18 protein-coding genes are annotated in these 17,000 nt (G+C 50.0%); 6 read left to right on the plus strand and 12 right to left on the minus strand.

Annotated elements, in window-relative coordinates; genetic code table 11:
* Positions 1-10: 10 nt before the first annotated feature.
* Together ETV65_RS19720 and ETV65_RS19725 are read right to left on the minus strand one after the other, a co-directional pair.
* A complete protein-coding gene (locus ETV65_RS19720) occupies positions 11-1,573 on the minus strand; it encodes a methyl-accepting chemotaxis protein (RefSeq protein WP_129954782.1) in 1,563 nt (520 codons plus the stop codon).
* 225 nt (positions 1,574-1,798) lie between these two features.
* Positions 1,799-2,605, minus strand: coding sequence for an inositol monophosphatase family protein (locus ETV65_RS19725; protein ID WP_235173413.1), 807 nt, complete (start codon positions 2,603-2,605; stop codon positions 1,799-1,801).
* A 153-nt stretch (positions 2,606-2,758) separates the two neighbouring features.
* On the opposite strand from ETV65_RS19725, the gene ETV65_RS19730 reads away from it, so the two are divergent.
* From ETV65_RS19730 to ETV65_RS19740, 3 genes are all read left to right on the plus strand, one after another.
* Positions 2,759-3,391, plus strand: coding sequence for a LysE family translocator (locus ETV65_RS19730; RefSeq protein WP_129954783.1), 633 nt, complete (start codon positions 2,759-2,761; stop codon positions 3,389-3,391).
* A gap of 81 nt (positions 3,392-3,472) precedes the next feature.
* Positions 3,473-4,561, plus strand: coding sequence for an ABC transporter substrate-binding protein (locus ETV65_RS19735; protein WP_129954784.1), 1,089 nt, complete (start codon positions 3,473-3,475; stop codon positions 4,559-4,561).
* 47 nt (positions 4,562-4,608) lie between these two features.
* Positions 4,609-5,349, plus strand: a complete 741-nt coding sequence (locus tag ETV65_RS19740; RefSeq protein WP_129954785.1) for a molybdate ABC transporter substrate-binding protein — start codon at positions 4,609-4,611, stop codon at positions 5,347-5,349.
* Positions 5,350-5,367: 18 nt separating this feature from the next.
* Here ETV65_RS19740 and ETV65_RS19745 read toward each other — a convergent pair whose 3' ends face one another.
* On the minus strand, positions 5,368-6,225 hold the full coding sequence (locus ETV65_RS19745) for a PA4780 family RIO1-like protein kinase (protein WP_129954786.1): 858 nt from the start codon (positions 6,223-6,225) through the stop codon (positions 5,368-5,370).
* A gap of 447 nt (positions 6,226-6,672) precedes the next feature.
* Between ETV65_RS19745 and ETV65_RS19750 the strand changes: the two genes are divergently transcribed.
* The gene (locus ETV65_RS19750; protein WP_129954787.1) at positions 6,673-7,788 is read left to right on the plus strand and encodes an SDR family oxidoreductase; all 1,116 of its coding nucleotides are present in this window, start codon (positions 6,673-6,675) and stop codon (positions 7,786-7,788) included.
* 135 nt (positions 7,789-7,923) lie between these two features.
* Here the strand turns inward: ETV65_RS19750 and ETV65_RS19755 are convergent, their stop codons facing one another.
* From ETV65_RS19755 to ETV65_RS19765, 3 genes are all read right to left on the minus strand, one after another.
* Entirely contained in the window at positions 7,924-8,547 is a 624-nt protein-coding gene (locus tag ETV65_RS19755; protein ID WP_129954788.1) for a glutathione S-transferase, read from the minus strand.
* Between the two features lie 35 nt (positions 8,548-8,582).
* On the minus strand, positions 8,583-9,116 hold the full coding sequence (locus ETV65_RS19760; protein ID WP_129954789.1) for a GNAT family N-acetyltransferase: 534 nt from the start codon (positions 9,114-9,116) through the stop codon (positions 8,583-8,585).
* 85 nt (positions 9,117-9,201) lie between these two features.
* Positions 9,202-10,080, minus strand: a complete 879-nt coding sequence (locus ETV65_RS19765) for an AraC family transcriptional regulator (protein ID WP_165383761.1) — start codon at positions 10,078-10,080, stop codon at positions 9,202-9,204.
* Positions 10,081-10,268: 188 nt separating this feature from the next.
* On the opposite strand from ETV65_RS19765, the gene ETV65_RS19770 reads away from it, so the two are divergent.
* A complete protein-coding gene (locus tag ETV65_RS19770; RefSeq protein ID WP_129954791.1) occupies positions 10,269-11,174 on the plus strand; it encodes an EamA family transporter in 906 nt (301 codons plus the stop codon).
* Between the two features lie 51 nt (positions 11,175-11,225).
* Here ETV65_RS19770 and zorE read toward each other — a convergent pair whose 3' ends face one another.
* The 3 genes from zorE to zorA2 all read right to left on the minus strand — a co-directional run bounded on the left by zorE (position 11,226) and on the right by zorA2 (position 14,673).
* Positions 11,226-12,308 (minus strand): type II Zorya anti-phage system protein ZorE, encoded by a 1,083-nt coding sequence (zorE, locus tag ETV65_RS19775; RefSeq protein WP_129954792.1) that lies wholly within the window; start codon positions 12,306-12,308, stop codon positions 11,226-11,228.
* A gap of 4 nt (positions 12,309-12,312) precedes the next feature.
* Complete coding sequence (gene zorB2 / locus ETV65_RS19780) at positions 12,313-12,945, minus strand: type II Zorya anti-phage system protein ZorB2 (protein ID WP_238483592.1); 633 nt, start codon at positions 12,943-12,945, stop codon at positions 12,313-12,315.
* Positions 12,946-13,023: 78 nt separating this feature from the next.
* A complete protein-coding gene (zorA2, locus tag ETV65_RS19785) occupies positions 13,024-14,673 on the minus strand; it encodes a type II Zorya anti-phage system protein ZorA2 (RefSeq protein WP_129954794.1) in 1,650 nt (549 codons plus the stop codon).
* A gap of 364 nt (positions 14,674-15,037) precedes the next feature.
* Here zorA2 and ETV65_RS19790 point away from each other — a divergent pair, with 364 nt between their 5' ends.
* Complete coding sequence (locus ETV65_RS19790) at positions 15,038-15,418, plus strand: tautomerase family protein (RefSeq protein WP_129954795.1); 381 nt, start codon at positions 15,038-15,040, stop codon at positions 15,416-15,418.
* A gap of 21 nt (positions 15,419-15,439) precedes the next feature.
* Here ETV65_RS19790 and ETV65_RS19795 read toward each other — a convergent pair whose 3' ends face one another.
* From ETV65_RS19795 to ETV65_RS19805, 3 genes are all read right to left on the minus strand, one after another.
* Positions 15,440-15,784 carry a type II toxin-antitoxin system PemK/MazF family toxin gene (locus ETV65_RS19795; protein WP_129954796.1) on the minus strand — a complete coding sequence of 115 codons (345 nt, stop codon included), beginning with the start codon at positions 15,782-15,784 and terminating at the stop codon, positions 15,440-15,442.
* A complete protein-coding gene (locus tag ETV65_RS19800) occupies positions 15,784-16,038 on the minus strand; it encodes a transcriptional regulator (protein ID WP_235173420.1) in 255 nt (84 codons plus the stop codon). Before ETV65_RS19800 ends, ETV65_RS19795 begins: the two co-directional genes overlap by 1 nt.
* 116 nt (positions 16,039-16,154) lie before the next feature.
* Positions 16,155-16,895, minus strand: a complete 741-nt coding sequence (locus ETV65_RS19805; RefSeq protein WP_129954797.1) for an SDR family oxidoreductase — start codon at positions 16,893-16,895, stop codon at positions 16,155-16,157.
* Positions 16,896-17,000: the final 105 nt, after the last annotated feature.

Here is a 17,000-nt window from a genome sequence, read left to right on the forward strand (position 1 = left end):
TGCGCGCGGCTCAGGCTGTCGCCGTGCGGAAAAACCGCACGGCGTTGCGCAAATCAATGCTTTGTTCCGTGAGGGATTGCGCCGCTGCCGCCGCCTGCTCCACCAGTGCGGCATTCTGCTGGGTAACCCGATCCATCTGATCAACGGCAATCCCCACTTCGTGAATACCGGTGTGCTGCTCAGAACTTGCCGTCGAGATTTCCCGGACAATTTCTGCCACTTTATTCACCGAGCTGACGATCTCACTCATGGCTTTACTGGCGCGATCGGCCTGCTGTGACCCTTCGGCAATTTTGCTGACGGTGCCCTGGATCAGATCTTTAATTTCTTTTGCCGCCTGCCCGCTTTTTTGCGCCAGCACCCGCACTTCACTCGCTACCACCGCAAACCCTTTGCCCTGCGTACCGGCACGCGCCGCCTCCACAGCAGCGTTCAGCGCCAGCAGGTTGGTCTGGAAGGCAATGCCTTCAATCACGCTGATGATATTGATGATTTCATTCGAACTGCCCGAAACATCACGCATATGCGCCTGCATCCCCGTCACAATTACGCCGCCCTGAGACGCCGTTTTCGAGGTTTCCAGCGCCAGCTGACTCGCCTGCCGGGCATTCTCGGCATTCTGGCTGACAGTCATGGTCAGGTTTTGCATATTGGAACTGGTCTGCACCAGCGAGGCCGCCTGTTCTTCGGTGCGCTGTGATAAGTCCACGTTGCCTTGTTCAATTTCACTGGCGGCGTGATTGATGGATTCACTGCCTTCCATAATCTGATGAATGGTTTTATTCAGTTGCTGATTCATGCCGTTCAGCGAAGCCAGCAAACTGCCATCATCACCCGGTTTCAGCGTGATTTTTGCCGCCAGATTACCGGCGGCAATTTCACGCATGATGGATGCGGCATATGCTGGCTCCCCGCCGAGCTGCTTCACCAGCGTGCGCGCCAGCAGCAGCGCCATGGCCAGTGAAAGAATAAAGGCCACACAGACCAGCACTAAAAACATCGCGCTGGCCGTATGGTAACTGCTGCGGGCATCCGCTGCCGCCGTTTCACTGTTGGTCAGCTCGTTTTTGACCAGCGTTGCCAGATCCGCCATCAGTTGTGTGCGGTATTTACGTGAGTTATCGCCACTGATTTGTGTGGCCTGCGCAATATCATTGCGCTCAACTGCCGCAATAACCTGATTATTCGCCAGCGAAAACTGTTCAAAATTAGCGACGATCTGCTTAAACAGATCTGACTGACTGCCGCCGCTGTTGAGCTTCAGATACGCATTTTCCGCGTTTTTAAAGGTGGCCACTGCCTGAAGGATTTCGCCCCGGTGCCCGTCACGCGGTGCACCCTCCGGCGAGGCGATATATTGCACCTGCTGCAGGCGTAACTCTGCCAGCGTGCCACGCATCACCAGCGGATACTGCACACCGGGAAGCCGGTAAGCGCGGTAGTTTTCAATCTGCTGATTGCTGCTGTTAAGCAGCCAGGCTGACATCGCCGCCAAAATTAACAGCAAACTCAGGACGAGTGCAAATGCACCCAGCAAACGGGCAAGTATGGAAAGGTTGATGATCTTTTTCATCTGGGCACATCGGAAAGTCAGTGACAGGAAACACTCATAACGGCCGGAACAGAGGGAACTTTAGTGAAAATGAAACTATATTTCATTTTGTTAAATGCTGACTTTCGAAATGTAATTTTAGGGTTACCGGACAAATTTTTCATGTTACCGGCCAGCGTTAAAAATAGGATCTGACAGACGTTTCGACAATTTGCTCTCTCATAAAGAGAGAGCGATTACCGCCACTTACTTCGGTTCAAATCCGGGCCATAGCGGAATGACTGCCGATAGCAGATCCGCCGTGCCGGCGGCTACTGACATATGGCGATAATCCTCAATGCCGTCTGCGGTACTGGCAAATTTGACCACAGTGTCCAGTCCGGCTTCCTGGCACAGCACCGTGCCACCTGCAATGTCCCACAGCGTCGTGCGGCGTTGCAAATGCCCGCCGATAATACCTTTTGCCGCAAACACCATGCCGACGGTCGTGCAGCGATAGCAATGCACCGACCAGTCTGCTGCACGCAGGCCCTGATAAAATGCCGAGGCTTCGTCGAGTTTGTCGTCCGAGCTGTCACCCAGCGACACAATCTGCACATCTTCAAAACGATCATCACGACGAAACGGCTTGCCGTTGAGGAAAATCCCCTTGCCGGATTCTGCCGCAAACAGATCATTTAATACCGGCAGCGCCACAATACCGATCAACGGCTTTTTATTCTCTACCAGTCCGAGTGATACGCCCCACAGCGGCGAACCACGCAGGAAATTCGACGTTCCGTCGATCGGGTCGATCACCCAGCAAGGGGCATCCGTCAGTACGCCCCCCATCTCTTCACCGATCACCGCGTCCTGCGGGAAATGCTGCGCCAGCTGGCTGCGGATAAACTGCTCGACCGCCACATCAGCTTCAGAAACGAAATCCTGGGTGCGTTTACTGCTGACCTCGATGGCGTCCCGGCGGTTAAAAAAACCCAGCGCCAGTTCAGCGGCCTGTGCCGCAATCTGACCGGCAATCGCCAGACGCGCCGACATCGTTGTGTTCGTCATCATAAATCCTGATTTTTCAGTCTGAAGGAAGTAAGTCACCTTTATAGAATGCACCGGAATCGATGAATAAAAAATGACAAGCTGTCACTTGCCAAACCAGTGCTAAACATTCTATATCTGTGGGCTGCCACTTTCTGAAGCCTGCCGGAGGCTGTCATGCCAGATGCCGCTCATTGGTTCCCCTTTCTGTTAATTTGCCTCGGGCTGGTGTTAACGCCTGGCCCGAATATGATTTACCTGATTTCGCGCTCGCTGTGTCAGGGGCCGAAAGCCGGTCTGATTTCCCTGGGGGGCGTTGTGCTGGGCTTCCTGTTTTACATGCTGTTTGCTGCGCTCGGTATTACCGCGCTGGTGATGGCGGTGCCATTTGCCTATGACGCCCTGCGTATCGGCGGTGCGGCGTATCTGCTGTATATGGCGTGGCAGGCGGTCAGACCCGGTGGCCGCTCACCGTTTCAGGTCAGGGAGTTACCACGTGACAGCAATAAAAAGCTGTTCACCATGGGGCTGGTCACGAACCTGCTGAATCCGAAAGCGGCGGTATTATATCTGACACTGTTGCCGCAATTCATCGTGCCGGAACAGGGGCATGTGCTGGCACAGTCACTGATTCTTGGTGGCTCGCAAATTCTGATCAGTGCGTCAGTTAACGCACTCATTGCGCTTTCGGCCGGTTACATCGCCGTTTTCCTGGCAGGACGGCCTGTGTGGATGATCATCCAGCGCTGGTTTATGGGCGCAGTACTGGGCGGACTGGCAGTGCGTATGTTGCTGGACGGACGTAAATAACCGGCCATTTGTCACCGGTTATATTCAGTTTCGCACCAACGCTATATAATCCTCTGCATAACGAAATCAGAGGATTTTTCCGTGCACCCATTTTCATTGCGTTTTTTGCCCTCGGTTACCCTGCTCGGGCTGGCCCTGAGCCTGTCTTCCCCTTCCGTTTTTGCCACCCGCCAGATAACCGATCAGCTCGGCCGTCAGGTCACGCTTCCTGATCAGGTTAACCGTGTCGTCGTATTGCAGCATCAGACCCTCAACCTGCTGGTTCAATTGGATGCCACTAAAGATATTGTCGGCGTACTGAATAACTGGCAGCGGCAACTGGGCAACGGTTATGTTCGCCTCGCGCCGGAACTGGCGAAAACACCGGTGGTCGGCGACCTGACCAGCGTGAATCTGGAAAGTCTGGTGGCACTGCATCCGCAAGTGGTATTCGTCACCCACTATGCACCGCAGGAAATGATCGACCAGATCAGCCAGACCGGGATCGCCGTCGTGGCGGTTTCACTGCGTGATGATCCGAAAGGCGAAGAACACATGATGAACCCGGTCTTGCCTGATGAGGATAAGGCGTATACCGAAGGGCTGAAGAAAGGTATTGCGCTGATTGGCGAAGTCGTCAATCACCAGAAACAGGCACAGGCGTTGATCGACTATACTTTTTCTCAGCGCCAGTTAACCGCCGGGCGGCTGAAAGGTGTTCCGGCCAATCAGCGGATCCGCACGTATATGGCAAATCCCGATCTGACCACTTACGGTTCCGGCAAATATACCGGCCTGATGATGGCCCATGCCGGTGCGATGAACGTTGCTGCCGCGACGGTAAAAGGGTTTAAGCAGGTCGCGCTGGAACAGGTGATCGCCTGGAACCCGCAGGTGATCTTCGTACAGGATCGTTATCCGGAAGTGGTCGGACAGATCACCGGTGATCCCAAATGGCAGAGTATTGATGCGGTCAAAAATCACCGTGTTTATCTGATGCCGGAATATGCCAAAGCCTGGGGCTATCCGATGCCTGAAGCGCTGGCGATTGGCGAACTGTGGATGGCGAAGAAACTCTACCCGCAAAAATTTGCTGACATTGATATGCACAAACAGGCTGATGCTTATTATCAGCGCTTCTACCGGACAGATTTTAAATCGGCGGCAGATGCGGCGCGCGCGGAGAAATAGCCTCGTCTCCGGCGCTTTACGCAGAGGCAATGTGATAAGGAGACCTGATGACAAAGACGATTAAAGTGCTGGCGGCAGGGAGTTTGCGCCGCGCATGGGCACCGTTGTGCGATGCCTTTACGGAAGAGACGGGCAACAAAATCGACGTAGAATTCGGCCCCGCCGGGCTGTTGCGCGAACGGATCGAACAGGGCGAAAAGGTCGATCTGTTTGCTTCCGCCAACACCGCGCATCCACTGACGTTGCAGCAGCACGGTAAGGCGCTGGAAGTGGAGGCATTTTGCGGTAACAGCCTGTGTGTCACCGCCCGAAAAGGGCCGGAACTGGAAAAACTCAACTGGCTGAGCGTGTTACTGGATCCCCGTTTTCGTCTGGCGACGTCCACACCGCAAAGCGATCCTTCCGGTGATTACACCTGGCAGATGTTCGAACTGATTGAAAGGCGGCATCCTGATGCCGGGGCGATTTTACGCAACAAAGCACTGCGTCTGGTGGGCGGTGAAAAATCGGCAAAAATCCCGGCAGGTAAACTGGCGGCAGAATGGCTGATCTGCAGCGGTCAGGCCGATGTTTTCATCGGCTACACCAGTTATGCCACGCTGTTACGGGAAAACGACGCGCTGGAAGTCTTCAATATTCCGGCAGATTATAACGTGCGGGCCCGTTATGCGCTGGCGACCTGCACGGAGAAAGGGAAACCGCTGGCAGACTTTATCCTCTCAGAAACCGGCCAGCGTATTTTGCAGAACGCAGGTTTTTGCGGAAAACATGCGGTAATGCCGGAATAGAGGACCTACAACCATGCCTTAGTGATCGAGGTCTCTTTCCTTCATTGCCCGCTGACGGTCGTAATACTCATCTTCAGCGGCAGTGATTTCATCGAGCAGCGAATCCACATCGGCTTTATGCGTATCTTCGGTGAACAGCCCGGTCAGAATAGTTTCCGGCGTCAGTTTGCCGTCTTCGTACAATGCCCAGATTTCTTTGGCGAAGCGCGTTTCCAGCAGCTGCGGTGCGAACCGGCCGTAGTACTCCGTCATGTTATTCACATCGCGTTCGAACATCGATTCGGCGTGATTATTGGCAGCGGCATCGACGGCCTGCGGCAGGTCGATAATCACCGGCCCTTCGGCATCCATCAGCACGTTAAACTCCGATAAGTCACCGTGAACGATACCGGCGCACAGCATGCGCACGATGTTGCGGATCATGGTCTCAAAATCGGCTATCGCTTCTTCTTCCGTCAGGATGACGTCACTGAGGCGCGGCGCGACCACGCCGTCAGCATCGGTGATAAGCTCCATCAGCAGCACACCGTCCAGACAAATGTAAGGTTGCGGCACGCGCACACCGGCATTCGCCAGACGGAACAGCGCATCCACTTCGGCTGTCTGCCAGGATTCTTCCTGCTGTTTACGCCCGAACTTTGACCCTTTTTGCATCGCACGCGCGTTGCGGGTGTTACGGACTTTACGGCCTTCCTGATACTGCACGGCCTGTTTGAAGCTACGTTGTGTCGCTTCTTTATACACTTTGGCGCAACGGATCTCTTCACCGCATAACACGGTGTAAACGTCGGCCTCTTTGCCACTTTTCAGTCGACGGACCACATCATCAATCAGGCCGTCATCCACCAGAGGTTGGATTCTATTTGGGATTTTCATGCAGCCTTGTACCTTATTTCAGCGCATGAGGGAATGACCTGCGCAATATTCCCTGCATTACACACCAGACACGCCGTTCGCGTCATCCTTTCTGATCCTTATCGCTCACTGTTCTCAGGGGTACAGTTTAACGTAGTGGCGATGGAGTGGATACTTTATGCACATACGTTATCACTTTTTAGCCGTTCTTTTCACCGGTAAAACCCCTCAGAATTTTATTGCAACAGCATTAAATTTGGCTTAAATAATTAATTCACGCCCGATAATTATTTCCTTCTGTAAGTAAAATCTGCGGTGAGAAAATTTTTATGTTTCCGGAACTTTTTATCAATTTTAAGCTTTTCGTGCTGTTTACCCTTCGTTTATTTAAGCCCAAAAATGGTATACGTTCCGTTTACAATAGAGGTGGTACTGTGCCGGTAATTTCCCGTTGCAGGTCTTTCTGATATGAATACTATTTTAATAACCGGTGCCACTGGTTTTGTTGGCGGAGCTGTCGTCGAATATTTCCTGCGCCAGCAACTTACCACCAATAATGCATTATTACTCTTAGTCAGGGCTGACGATAAAGCGACGGGACTCGCCAGAATTATTGATAACCTGAAGAAATTTGAATTAAATGATGCCCATTTTTCTGCACTGAATGAGCAATCTATATTGACCGGTGACCTGGCCGAACCGGAAAGTTTTATTCATGACTCACGTTTAGATAATGTCACGCACGTTATTAACTGCGCTGCGATCGCCTCTTTTGGCAATAATCCGGCTATGTGGCGCGTAAATGTCGAAGGTTCACTGACCTTCGCCAAACGCATGGCACAGGTCAAAGGTTTGCAGCGATTTGTGCATGTCGGCACGGCAATGGCATCAATGCCGGATAAAGACAGCGTTTTCTACGAAGGTATGCCGGACAACGAACAGAACGAAGATCTGGTGCAGTACACGGCTTCCAAGCGCGCGATTGAGAATCTCGTCCGCGCCGAATGCCCGTCGCTGCCGTTCGTGGTTGCCCGACCGTCGATTATCGTCGGCCACACTCAGCATGGTTGCCAGCCTTCAAGCAGCATCTTCTGGGTGTTCATGATGGCAATTAAACTGAAGAAATTCACCTGCACGCTCGACGATCAGGTGGATGTCATTCCGGTAGACTATTGCGCGATGGTGCTGGTAAAACTGTGTCTCGCCAAAAGCCTCAGCCATAATTTCTATCATATTTCTTCCGGCGAAGAGATGTGTACACCATTTCATGAAATAGATACTTCGGTGGCAAAAGCCAATAATGCTCCGCGGATTATCAGTGAATATGAACAAATCAGTTATCAGGAATTTACCGGCATCCGTAAACAATTTAAAGATGTACTCGGCCCGTGCAATGATAAAATCATTCTACGCGCAATTAAACTTTACGGCGGGTTTGCGCAGTTAAACGTGAAATTTGATAATTCCCGGTTACTGGACATGGGTATTCCAAAACCCGCCGCCTTCAATAGCTATATTGATAAATGTGTTTCCTCAACCCGCGGTCAGTCTATTAGTGAACTGATGCAGGTGGATTTTAAATAAACCCGACGTCTGTTAAATAATTAATATTTCCTGACATCATTCTCGTGGCATTCAGGCGGCAACTGAATGAGACCCCGGGAGCTTACATAAGTAAGTGACCGGGGTGAATGAAGGCAGCGTGAAGCATGTCGGGGATCAGACTAAGCCATTGCGGCCATAGAGACGATATCCCTCGCGCTGATTGAGCCGGTCATAATAGGCTGTCACTGCCGGTAAGGCCGGACGCGACATGGGTGTCATCGACCAGCGGTTCACCGCCAGCCCGATGGGAATATCCACCAGCGTAAAATTATCGCCCAGAATATAATCGCCGCTACGCTGAAGTTGTTCTTCGAGCATTTGCATGTGACGGTTCCATTCACTGACACCGGCGTCAATCAGTGCCGGATCCTGATGCTGCGGGCTGTTGCGCGCCAGCGCCGGAAACGCATAACGCCAGGAATTATTCAGTTCACCAGCTTGCCAGTCCATCCACTGCTCGGCCAGGGCACGACGTTTCGGGTCGGATGACAGCAAATCTTCACGTCCTTCACGCGCCGCCAGATACCGGCAAATCACGTTGGATTCCCACAGCACAAACTCGCCGTCGATCATCACCGGCACCATCGCATTCGGGTTCAGCGCCTTAAATTCCGCTGTCTGGACAGACTGAAAACCCGAACCATACTGCTCCTGTTCAAAGTCCAGCCCCAGTTCATGACAGGTCCACAACACTTTACGTACATTGATCGACGGTGATTTACCCAGAATCTTTAGCATGGTTGCTCCTGTTAATGTGATGCATGAATAGCCGGTCACGACGGACGAACGAAGATCCGCGTGGCTGAGCCATGATAAGTGGTATCGGTTTGAGCCACGAAACCGCACTTTTCCGCCAGACGAACGGAGGCCTGATGTTCCGGCGCAATAATGCAGCATAGCTGGCGATCGACATGTGCACCGGCCCAGTTCAGCACCGCCTTTGCCGCTTCAAAGGCGTAACCTTTGCCGTGAAATGCCGGCGAAATCACCCACCCCATTTCTGCCATGCCATTGAGCGATGGCGTGATGTCACGCTGATAATCCGCCAGACCCATTTCGCCGACAAACGCACCTTCTGTACCCTGCAATTTTTCGAACACAATCCAGTAACCAAAACCGAGCATCTGCCAGTGACCCGGATAACGCAACAGGCGGCTCCAGCTGGCTTCGCGACCTGACGGTGTACCACCGATATATTTCACGACGGCCGGATTGGCCCATTGCGCGGCAATGTATTCAAAATCATCAATATGATGACCCCGTAAAATCAGACGTTCGGTTTCGATAACGGGAGCGGAGGTCTGCATGGTTTTTCCTGAATAAGGTGAAGAACCATTACGTTAGCACCGTAATTGCCCAGACAGGAAGAGAGGTTTTAGCAGGAAATAAAAATCAGGTAATAATGCCGCCACGCAGCGCCGTCGGCGTTATGCCGCGCACAGATTTGAAGCGGTTACTGAAATGACTGGCAGAGCTGAAACCGCATTCGAGCGCGATTGTGGTGATGTCCATCCGGCTGGTTTTTAGCAAATTTTCCGCGCGGATCAGGCGGGCATTCATCACGTACTGGTGCGGCGCCATCCCCATGCTTTGTTTAAACATGCGGGCAAAGTGGAATTCGCTGAGTTCTGCCAGCGCGGCAAGCTCCGGCAGTAATAAAGGCTCCGCGAGATGGGTATGAATATAATCTTTCAGGCGGTTGAGAATATGCGGTGCCAGACCGCCGCGTACCGTTGGCAGCGCCCATTGCAGACGGGTGTAATGTTTCACCAGATGCGCCATCAGCAGATTGGCGGCGCTGCTCAGCATCAGCTGATTACTGTTTTCCTGCCACTGACTGCTGAGCAAAAAGTGGCGATATAATAACGTAATTTGCGGATCTTCTTCGAATGTGCGTTCTTCCAGCTCAATCGCTGCCGGGCTGCGATCCCAGGTCTGCTCCACCAGATGCCGCAGATGTTCGTCGGAGCAATACAGATGCACAAACGATAAATCGTCGCGCACATCCCAGCTCGACATACTGCCTTTGGGCATCAGACAAAAACGATCCGGCCCGCCGCCGTTACGCCAGCCACTGCGGGTTTTGTGATAACACTCGTAGCCATCGGCCACGTACAGGCTCAGCGTATGGTGATCGGCGCTTTCCTGATTCACGATGTCATTTTTATTCGACCACGCCGCCAGCTGAATGCCGGAACCCAGCGCCACACTGTCATGCAGAACCGCTTTATGCTGACGCAGCGTTTCGAAAGCCTGATAAACCTTAGTCATGACATGCCCGTGTGGAAGAAAGATGACGCTCATTTTACGGTTTTTCCCCGCCGCAGAGCCAGATCTTGCTGAGCTGGTGACCGGAAAAATGCGCAAGAATATGCAACTCAGCGCAAATCGCTGAAAGCCAGACGCCTGCCGTTACCGCAGAATTCCCTCAGTCATTACTTTTCGGGTGAGAGAATTCTATGAACGCACTGCTTTATATTTCGGTGATCCTGATCTGGGGCACCACCTGGTTTGCGATTTATCTGCAACAGGGGGACGTACCGGTGACGGTGTCCGTTTTCTACCGTTTCCTGCTGGCTGCGGTGATCATGCTGCTGGCATTGCTGGCAACACGCCGGTTGCGCCGCCTGGCGCTGAAAGATCACCTGTTCTGCGTGGTTCAGGGTTGCTGCGTTTTTTGCTTCAATTTTTACTGCTTCTATCACGCCGCAGCCTACATCACCAGCGGGCTGGAATCGGTGATTTTCTCGATGGCTGTACTGTTTAACGCCTTCAATGGCATGCTGTTTTTCCGCCAGAAACTGGCTCCGGCAGTGATCCCGGCGTCGGTTCTCGGGCTGGCAGGCATTATCACATTGTTCTGGCATGATCTGAGTGCGGCACACATTGCACCGGAACTGCTAAAAGGCATCGGCCTCAGCCTGCTCGGCACCTACGGCTTCTCGCTGGGGAATATGATCAGTTCACGCCATCAGCGTCACGGGCTGGATGTGCTTTCCACAAACACCTACGCAATGTTTTACGGCACGGCAGTCATGGGCGCGCTGAGTCTGGTGCAGGGCGCTTCCTTTGCCATCGACCTGACACCGCAATATCTCGGCTCACTGGTTTATCTTTCCGTGTTTGGTTCGGTACTGGCCTTCGGTATTTACTTCACACTGGTTGGCCGTATCGGTGCCAGTCAGGCGGCCTACAGCACACTGCTGTTCCCGCTGGTCGCGCTGACGGTTTCAACATTTTATGAAGGTTATCAGTGGCACACTAATGCGGTTATCGGGCTGGCGCTGATACTGCTGGGGAATCTGGTGATGTTCTGTCGCCCAGGCTGGCGGGGGATGTTCAGGAGGAAGGCTGTTGTGGTTTAAGTAAATCCAGTAACGTCACACAATTGGCAAGGTCGCCGCAAACCGGCAGCCTTAGCCTTCATTGATATATGACACAGCTTCACTGACTGTAAAAATAGTCCAACCGGGCAAAAAAACGGGCTCCAGATTTACAGCAATTTTTTCCGATACCCAGGCAGCATCCAGAGTTATTTCTCTACCCTGCCCCGCATTTTCTATCTGATAACCCAGCTTGGGTAATGGATATTTCTTCATTTCTAATATATTAATATCGCCATGAATAGAAGTATCAGTAAGGGAATAAACGTCACTCCAGGTATTGACGTTATTAACGCCTTGTTGTAGTCGGCAAGCCTTTATAACTTGCATATCCGATGATGAAAGGAACATCCATCCATGCTGCGGTTTTTTCCGGTGACAATCGCGACAAACGACTTCTAGATTTTCTTCCGTATTATTATATTTCACACCATCTTTGTGGTGTACGTCGCACAAATTACGGTGTGAACTCATATCAACACCACAGTCACTGCATACAAAACCACTTCTCTTTCTTATCCTGTTAGATATTTCTTTCCAGTCTTCAGTATAGCCGCTATTTGTGGCGTTATATAAACCTTTAGGCATATAGCTAAAACAAGTACTGTAATGAGAAAAGAAATCTTTGAGCACAAAAGAAGCAAACACAATATGTCTAACGGCCTTATTAGCGCTTTCACGATAATTCAATTTCTCCAGACAATTTTTACAGACTTTAAGTTCGATATCCTGATGTTTTCCATGGCCATCGTCGATTTCGAAAAATCCATCAAGTCGGTTTGTTGCATGATAGCGACCAAAACGACCGTCCTGCCGCATAGTATCCAGCGTTTTACACCATGCAATATGAAATTTATTGCCTCTACCAGGATCAGCTATTGCAGAATCATATATTTGACTATGATCTCGGATATAAAGTAGAACCTGACGTCCCTTAAATGAAATCAACCCTGTGCCGGCATCCAACTCACTAATGTTGATTTTTATACCGCTTTCCAATTCAACATCTAAAGGTTCAAAACTCACTGACTTTTCGCCCAAAATAAAACCCGATCCTTCTGGTAGCATGCGTTTTCCCAGCCGGATTAATTCAGATAAGTTAATATTAAGTTTCATTATATTACTCCTGAATTATCCGTCGAATCTGCAACTCAGCATTAGTGACGACTTTAAAGGTGACTCGTCTTGAGCGGCTCGGGTCTTCTCTGCCAGAAGCGTTAAGCACGGGGTGTGATGATGAGTAACCTACTGCTGAAAAATGAGATTTTATCCAAGGCCGCTGGCTTTTAATTTCATCCATTTCATAGACATATTCCAGTACTGTTCGGGTTCTACCTTGCGACAATTCCATATTGTTAAAATAAGCAACATCACGGTCAGATGTCCCGGTCCAGTCACTACTGGTATGGCCTTCAATTCTGACTTCAGTAATATGTTCTTTAAATTTATCAAGCACGGTAAGATACCGGGGAAAGAAGTTATCGAGAGTAGACTTAAATCCTAATTGAAGATCCGAGCTACCTGTTCTGAACAATACATCTGGGGATTTGAAACGAAATTCTAATGTTTGCTTATCAATTTCAGCATCCCAGTCAGGCAGATCTTTGGCAAACTCCATTTCAAGCGCATTATAAAGTTCTATTTGTGCATTCTGATAAGCAACGGCGACTTCTTTGATCTTATTTTTTTCTACCTGAACATAGTGCATATAAGCAACAGAAATAAAAAGGAACACCATCATTAACCCCGCCATCAGATCTGACATGGATATCCAGTGTTCATTGTCCTGTTTTTTAACTTCCACAGGTTTACCTAAGAATTTCTCCATTTTTTACCTGCGCTCATTGCTGTTAATCATCGACTTAAGTTGCCCCATAACAACCTGATATTCTTTAATTAACTGGTCATAGTTATTTATGAAGCCTTTACTGATCGAAATAAGTGAATCAGCCAGGATTTGTAATTCACGATTCATTTCACGATCGGTTGCCTCTCCGAAGGCTTTGAGCTGACTATTGATTGCCTCTCCAAAACGACCTAGGGAATCATTAACATGTTCGGTAAGTCCGGAGTTTGCCTTATCAAACGAACTCTGCAGAGTATCCAGCATATTGCTCGAATTACTTTTCAACGCGCCAGAAAGTTCATCAGACTGAGTTTTCATCATTGCGGAAAGGTCCGCAGAATGATCTTTCAGTTTTCCTCCCATGTCGGATACAGAGATTTGCATCGAAGTAAGAAGTTCAATGGCGCTGGACTTCATTTCCTCCACAGTTTCTCCAAGAGAGGATGTCAGGACTTCTGAGGAGTTCGCTACGTCATGTGCCATAGAAGCAAAAGATTGCTGGGTTTGCGTTACGGAGTTTCTGAAACCTTCTGCACCTTCATCCAGAGCAACACGCATAGAGTTAGCATTGACCAACAACTGTCCGCCAGTCTGTTCCAGCGAAGCACTGACACTTAAAGCACCGGCTTTTAATTGTTCCCCAACTTCATCCAGTTTCATTTGAATTGCAGGGACAGCTTCGGTGGCTTTATCTCTTAAGGTCGCGAAAGCGTCTAAATGCCTTGAAAGTTCATCAATCTGATGCTGATTGACCTTCAATACATTTTGCAGTTCTGCCATTGCGAGAGGGATTTCTTTGCACTCTTCCCAAATACCCGCGACAGAATTTTTTGTCTCCATAAGCGAATCAACACTTTGCTTATATTGCTCACTCATCACTTCGACTTGGTCTTTATAAGCACCTTGCCATTCAACGAGTTTTTTAACAGAACTGTCTAAGGCCTTAAAATTCTCACCAAATTGTTCCGTAAGGTTATTATTAAAATCGACAATGACTTTTCTCAGGGCATCGATGATTTGCTCTGTTGCGCCTTTTGCCATCAAATCGCCAAAGTGAGTCAGTTCAGCCCATAATTTCTGACTGAACTCTTCATGATGATTTCTTTGCAATTTAGAAATATCACCCATGTCAGTGCGCAACAATTTCAATTGCCCCACTAAAGAGACCTCATCATTTCCATCAAAACCGAACGCAATTCGTTCTAAAAGCTTGTGCTGCGACTGGAGAACCTGGTGAATATGATCAGGCGTCACCGCTTCTGGCTGGGCTACATTCATACCGTTTGGCCGGGGGGAGGAGAGCATCGTATCTAAAATATTAAATGCTAGAGCACCTAACATACCGACAATACTTGTAATAAATGCTGTTTTTAATCCCCCCAATAAGACAGGAATGCTGCGTTCTATATTGGTTGTATCGAAATGCAAAAGTCCAATCACGACCCCTACGAAGGTCCCCAAGATCCCAAGCGCAGTCATTAAAGTCGGTGCGTATTCCAAAAAACGGGGTGATTTACTCTTATACCTGGCATATAAAGCACCAAAAAAAACGAGTACAACAGCCCAAATAAAACAATCGGTTATCGTTGATGAATCCATTGCACTTAACAAAGATTCCAGCACTTTTGACAGCATTGTGATCCTTTTGGAACATGAAAGAAGCAAACGCCGAAAGGCTATGCTTGAATTAACTATTGCTGTGAATTCTGAAAACAATCGTTATCAGAAAAAGGGGACATAAAATACCAAGAAAGTTGCAATAAAGGCATGATAAATATCATTTACAACGGATTATTACTTTTACTGAAAACGAACTATTTTACCTTAGTTATTATTATACTTTTAAGTATCATGAGATAAGCAAGGGCTAATGAGGAAGTGTACGTAGAATACCGGTACGTACAAAAAATCGCTCGACAACTCTACTCCTCGTGTTGCATACCTTAACGACCGCATCCTCAGAGATGCACGCCCTACAGAAAATAATGAGGAGAATAAAATGCCTTTTGTACGTATTGATATGGTTGAAGGAAAACCTGAAACCTACCGCAAAACCGTCGGCGAAGTGGTCTATGACGCGCTGCGCTCAGCTCTTAATGCGCCGGAAAACGACAAGTTTATTGTCATCTCCGAGCACTCTCCGGCAGAAATGATGATTTCTCCTGATTATCTGAATATCCAGCGCAGCCCGAACTGCATTGTGATTCAGGTAACGCTCAACGCCGGCCGTACACTGGAAATGAAAAAGGCGTTCTATCACGCCGTAGCTTACGGGCTGCATGAAAAAGTCGGATTACGTCTGGAAGATGTGTTCATCAGCCTGGTCGAAGTGCCGAAAGAAAACTGGTCCTTCGGCAACGGCGAAGCGCAATACGCATGATACGTGGCCTGAAGATTAACTTCAGGCCAGTAAGTTCTCACCGCCAATCAGCGGAATAATCCGGGCAAGTACATCGTTAAACACACCATCTTCGGCAACAGCGATAAACTTAGCCTGCCGGTGCCGCCAGTCCATTGTATGTATCAACGTGGTGGCAACCACATAAGGTGCGCTCAGATTGTTGAGCGGCACTTCGGTCGGCGCGCCCCGGATACTGCTGCTCACCGGCATACAAATCACCAGCCCGGTAACCTGATTATAAGTTTCATGAGACAGGATCAGCGCTGGTCGATATTTGCCTATTTCCTTTCCTTTGGTGGGTTCAAAATCCAGCCAGCAAATATCCCCGCGCTTTGGTAAATACATTAATAATCAAGCTCCCTGTCAGTCGGTTCTGCCAATTCATCAGCGTGAGCATTATACGCGCTCAGCCCCGATAACAAGCTGGCCTCAGTGACCTTCTGCTTTTCGGCTTTACGAATTTGCAGCCCGTCTTCAGAAATCTCGATATCAACGACATCACCTTCCTCGAATTGTGGAATTGACTTCAAATTTCCGGACAGCCTTAACGCGATGCTGTTACCCCATTTCTGTAATGTGGCCCGAGTACGCATGTTCATTTCTCCACCGTTGTATCTACAAAGAGTATACAACCAAAAACCCGTCACAGTATTCCTGGTACGGGTTTTTGCGAGCTGCATTCCGGCTTTTTATTTTCCTGCGTTAAACGGAAGGATTAAATAATCCCGCCATTCACCTTCAGCGTCTGGCCGTTGACCCAGGCACCGTCGGGTCCGGCGAGGAAGGCGACCACGGAGGCGATATCCTCCGGCTGACCGAGGCGTTCGAGCGGCGAGGTTTTGGCGATGGTTTCCACCAGTTGTTCGGATTTACCGTTGAGGAATAAATCCGTTGCCGTCGGACCGGGCGCAACAGTATTGACGGTTATCTGGCGGCCGCGCATTTCCTTGGTGAGCACGCGGCTCAGCGCCTCGACAGCGGCTTTGGTCGCGGCATACACGCCATAAGTCGGCTGATATAACCCGACAACCGTTGATGAGAAATTGATAATACGTCCGCCGTCGTGCAGGTTTTTCGCCGCTTCACGCAGCGTGTTGAAAGTGCCTTTCAGGTTGATATCGATAAGGCGGTCGAATGTTGCATCGTCGGTGTCGGCGATAGCGGAAAGCGTCATAATACCCGCATTATTCACCAGCACATCCACGCCGCCAAACGCCTGTTCCGCGCTGGCAAACATCCGGCTGACCGCCGCCGCGTCGCTGACATCCGCCTGCGCGCTGATGGCTTTTCCGCCTGCCTGTTCAATTTTTCTGACCACCTCGTCGGCTTCTGACGCACCGCGTGAGTAGTTCACAATCACGGTAAAACCGTCGCGCGCCAGACGCTCTGCGATGGCGGCGCCGATACCGCGTGATGCGCCGGTGACCAGCGCGACTTTCGGTTTGGATGAAGTCATGATGCGTTCCCTTTTTTCAGTGATTCGGATCTGTTGTCGGTGAGGAAAGCGTAGCCGATTGACGCTGCCGGATAATTACCTGATATTCGTTATCACTATCCGGAA

It is taken from the genome of Rahnella sp. RFA10(1/100), from assembly GCF_004195115.1.
Lineage (GTDB): Bacteria > Pseudomonadota > Gammaproteobacteria > Enterobacterales > Enterobacteriaceae > Rahnella > Rahnella perminowiae.

Excerpts from the sequence above, each read along its gene's own strand:
- ETV65_RS19805 (WP_129954797.1), bottom strand. The coding sequence starts at position 16,895 with ATGACTTCATCCAAACCGAAAGTCGCGCTGGTCACCGGCGCATCACGC.
- ETV65_RS19770 (WP_129954791.1), top strand. The coding sequence starts at position 10,269 with ATGAACGCACTGCTTTATATTTCGGTGATCCTGATCTGGGGCACCACC.
- ETV65_RS19740 (WP_129954785.1), top strand. The coding sequence starts at position 4,609 with ATGACAAAGACGATTAAAGTGCTGGCGGCAGGGAGTTTGCGCCGCGCA.
- ETV65_RS19790 (WP_129954795.1), top strand. The coding sequence starts at position 15,038 with ATGCCTTTTGTACGTATTGATATGGTTGAAGGAAAACCTGAAACCTAC.
- ETV65_RS19765 (WP_165383761.1), bottom strand. The coding sequence starts at position 10,080 with ATGACTAAGGTTTATCAGGCTTTCGAAACGCTGCGTCAGCATAAAGCG.
- zorA2 (WP_129954794.1), bottom strand. The coding sequence starts at position 14,673 with ATGCTGTCAAAAGTGCTGGAATCTTTGTTAAGTGCAATGGATTCATCA.
- ETV65_RS19795 (WP_129954796.1), bottom strand. The coding sequence starts at position 15,784 with ATGTATTTACCAAAGCGCGGGGATATTTGCTGGCTGGATTTTGAACCC.
- ETV65_RS19730 (WP_129954783.1), top strand. The coding sequence starts at position 2,759 with ATGCCAGATGCCGCTCATTGGTTCCCCTTTCTGTTAATTTGCCTCGGG.
- zorB2 (WP_238483592.1), bottom strand. The coding sequence starts at position 12,945 with ATGGCGGGGTTAATGATGGTGTTCCTTTTTATTTCTGTTGCTTATATG.
- ETV65_RS19800 (WP_235173420.1), bottom strand. The coding sequence starts at position 16,038 with ATGAACATGCGTACTCGGGCCACATTACAGAAATGGGGTAACAGCATC.
- ETV65_RS19750 (WP_129954787.1), top strand. The coding sequence starts at position 6,673 with ATGAATACTATTTTAATAACCGGTGCCACTGGTTTTGTTGGCGGAGCT.
- ETV65_RS19725 (WP_235173413.1), bottom strand. The coding sequence starts at position 2,605 with ATGATGACGAACACAACGATGTCGGCGCGTCTGGCGATTGCCGGTCAG.
- ETV65_RS19760 (WP_129954789.1), bottom strand. The coding sequence starts at position 9,116 with ATGCAGACCTCCGCTCCCGTTATCGAAACCGAACGTCTGATTTTACGG.
- ETV65_RS19755 (WP_129954788.1), bottom strand. The coding sequence starts at position 8,547 with ATGCTAAAGATTCTGGGTAAATCACCGTCGATCAATGTACGTAAAGTG.
- zorE (WP_129954792.1), bottom strand. The coding sequence starts at position 12,308 with ATGAAACTTAATATTAACTTATCTGAATTAATCCGGCTGGGAAAACGC.
- ETV65_RS19745 (WP_129954786.1), bottom strand. The coding sequence starts at position 6,225 with ATGAAAATCCCAAATAGAATCCAACCTCTGGTGGATGACGGCCTGATT.
- ETV65_RS19720 (WP_129954782.1), bottom strand. The coding sequence starts at position 1,573 with ATGAAAAAGATCATCAACCTTTCCATACTTGCCCGTTTGCTGGGTGCA.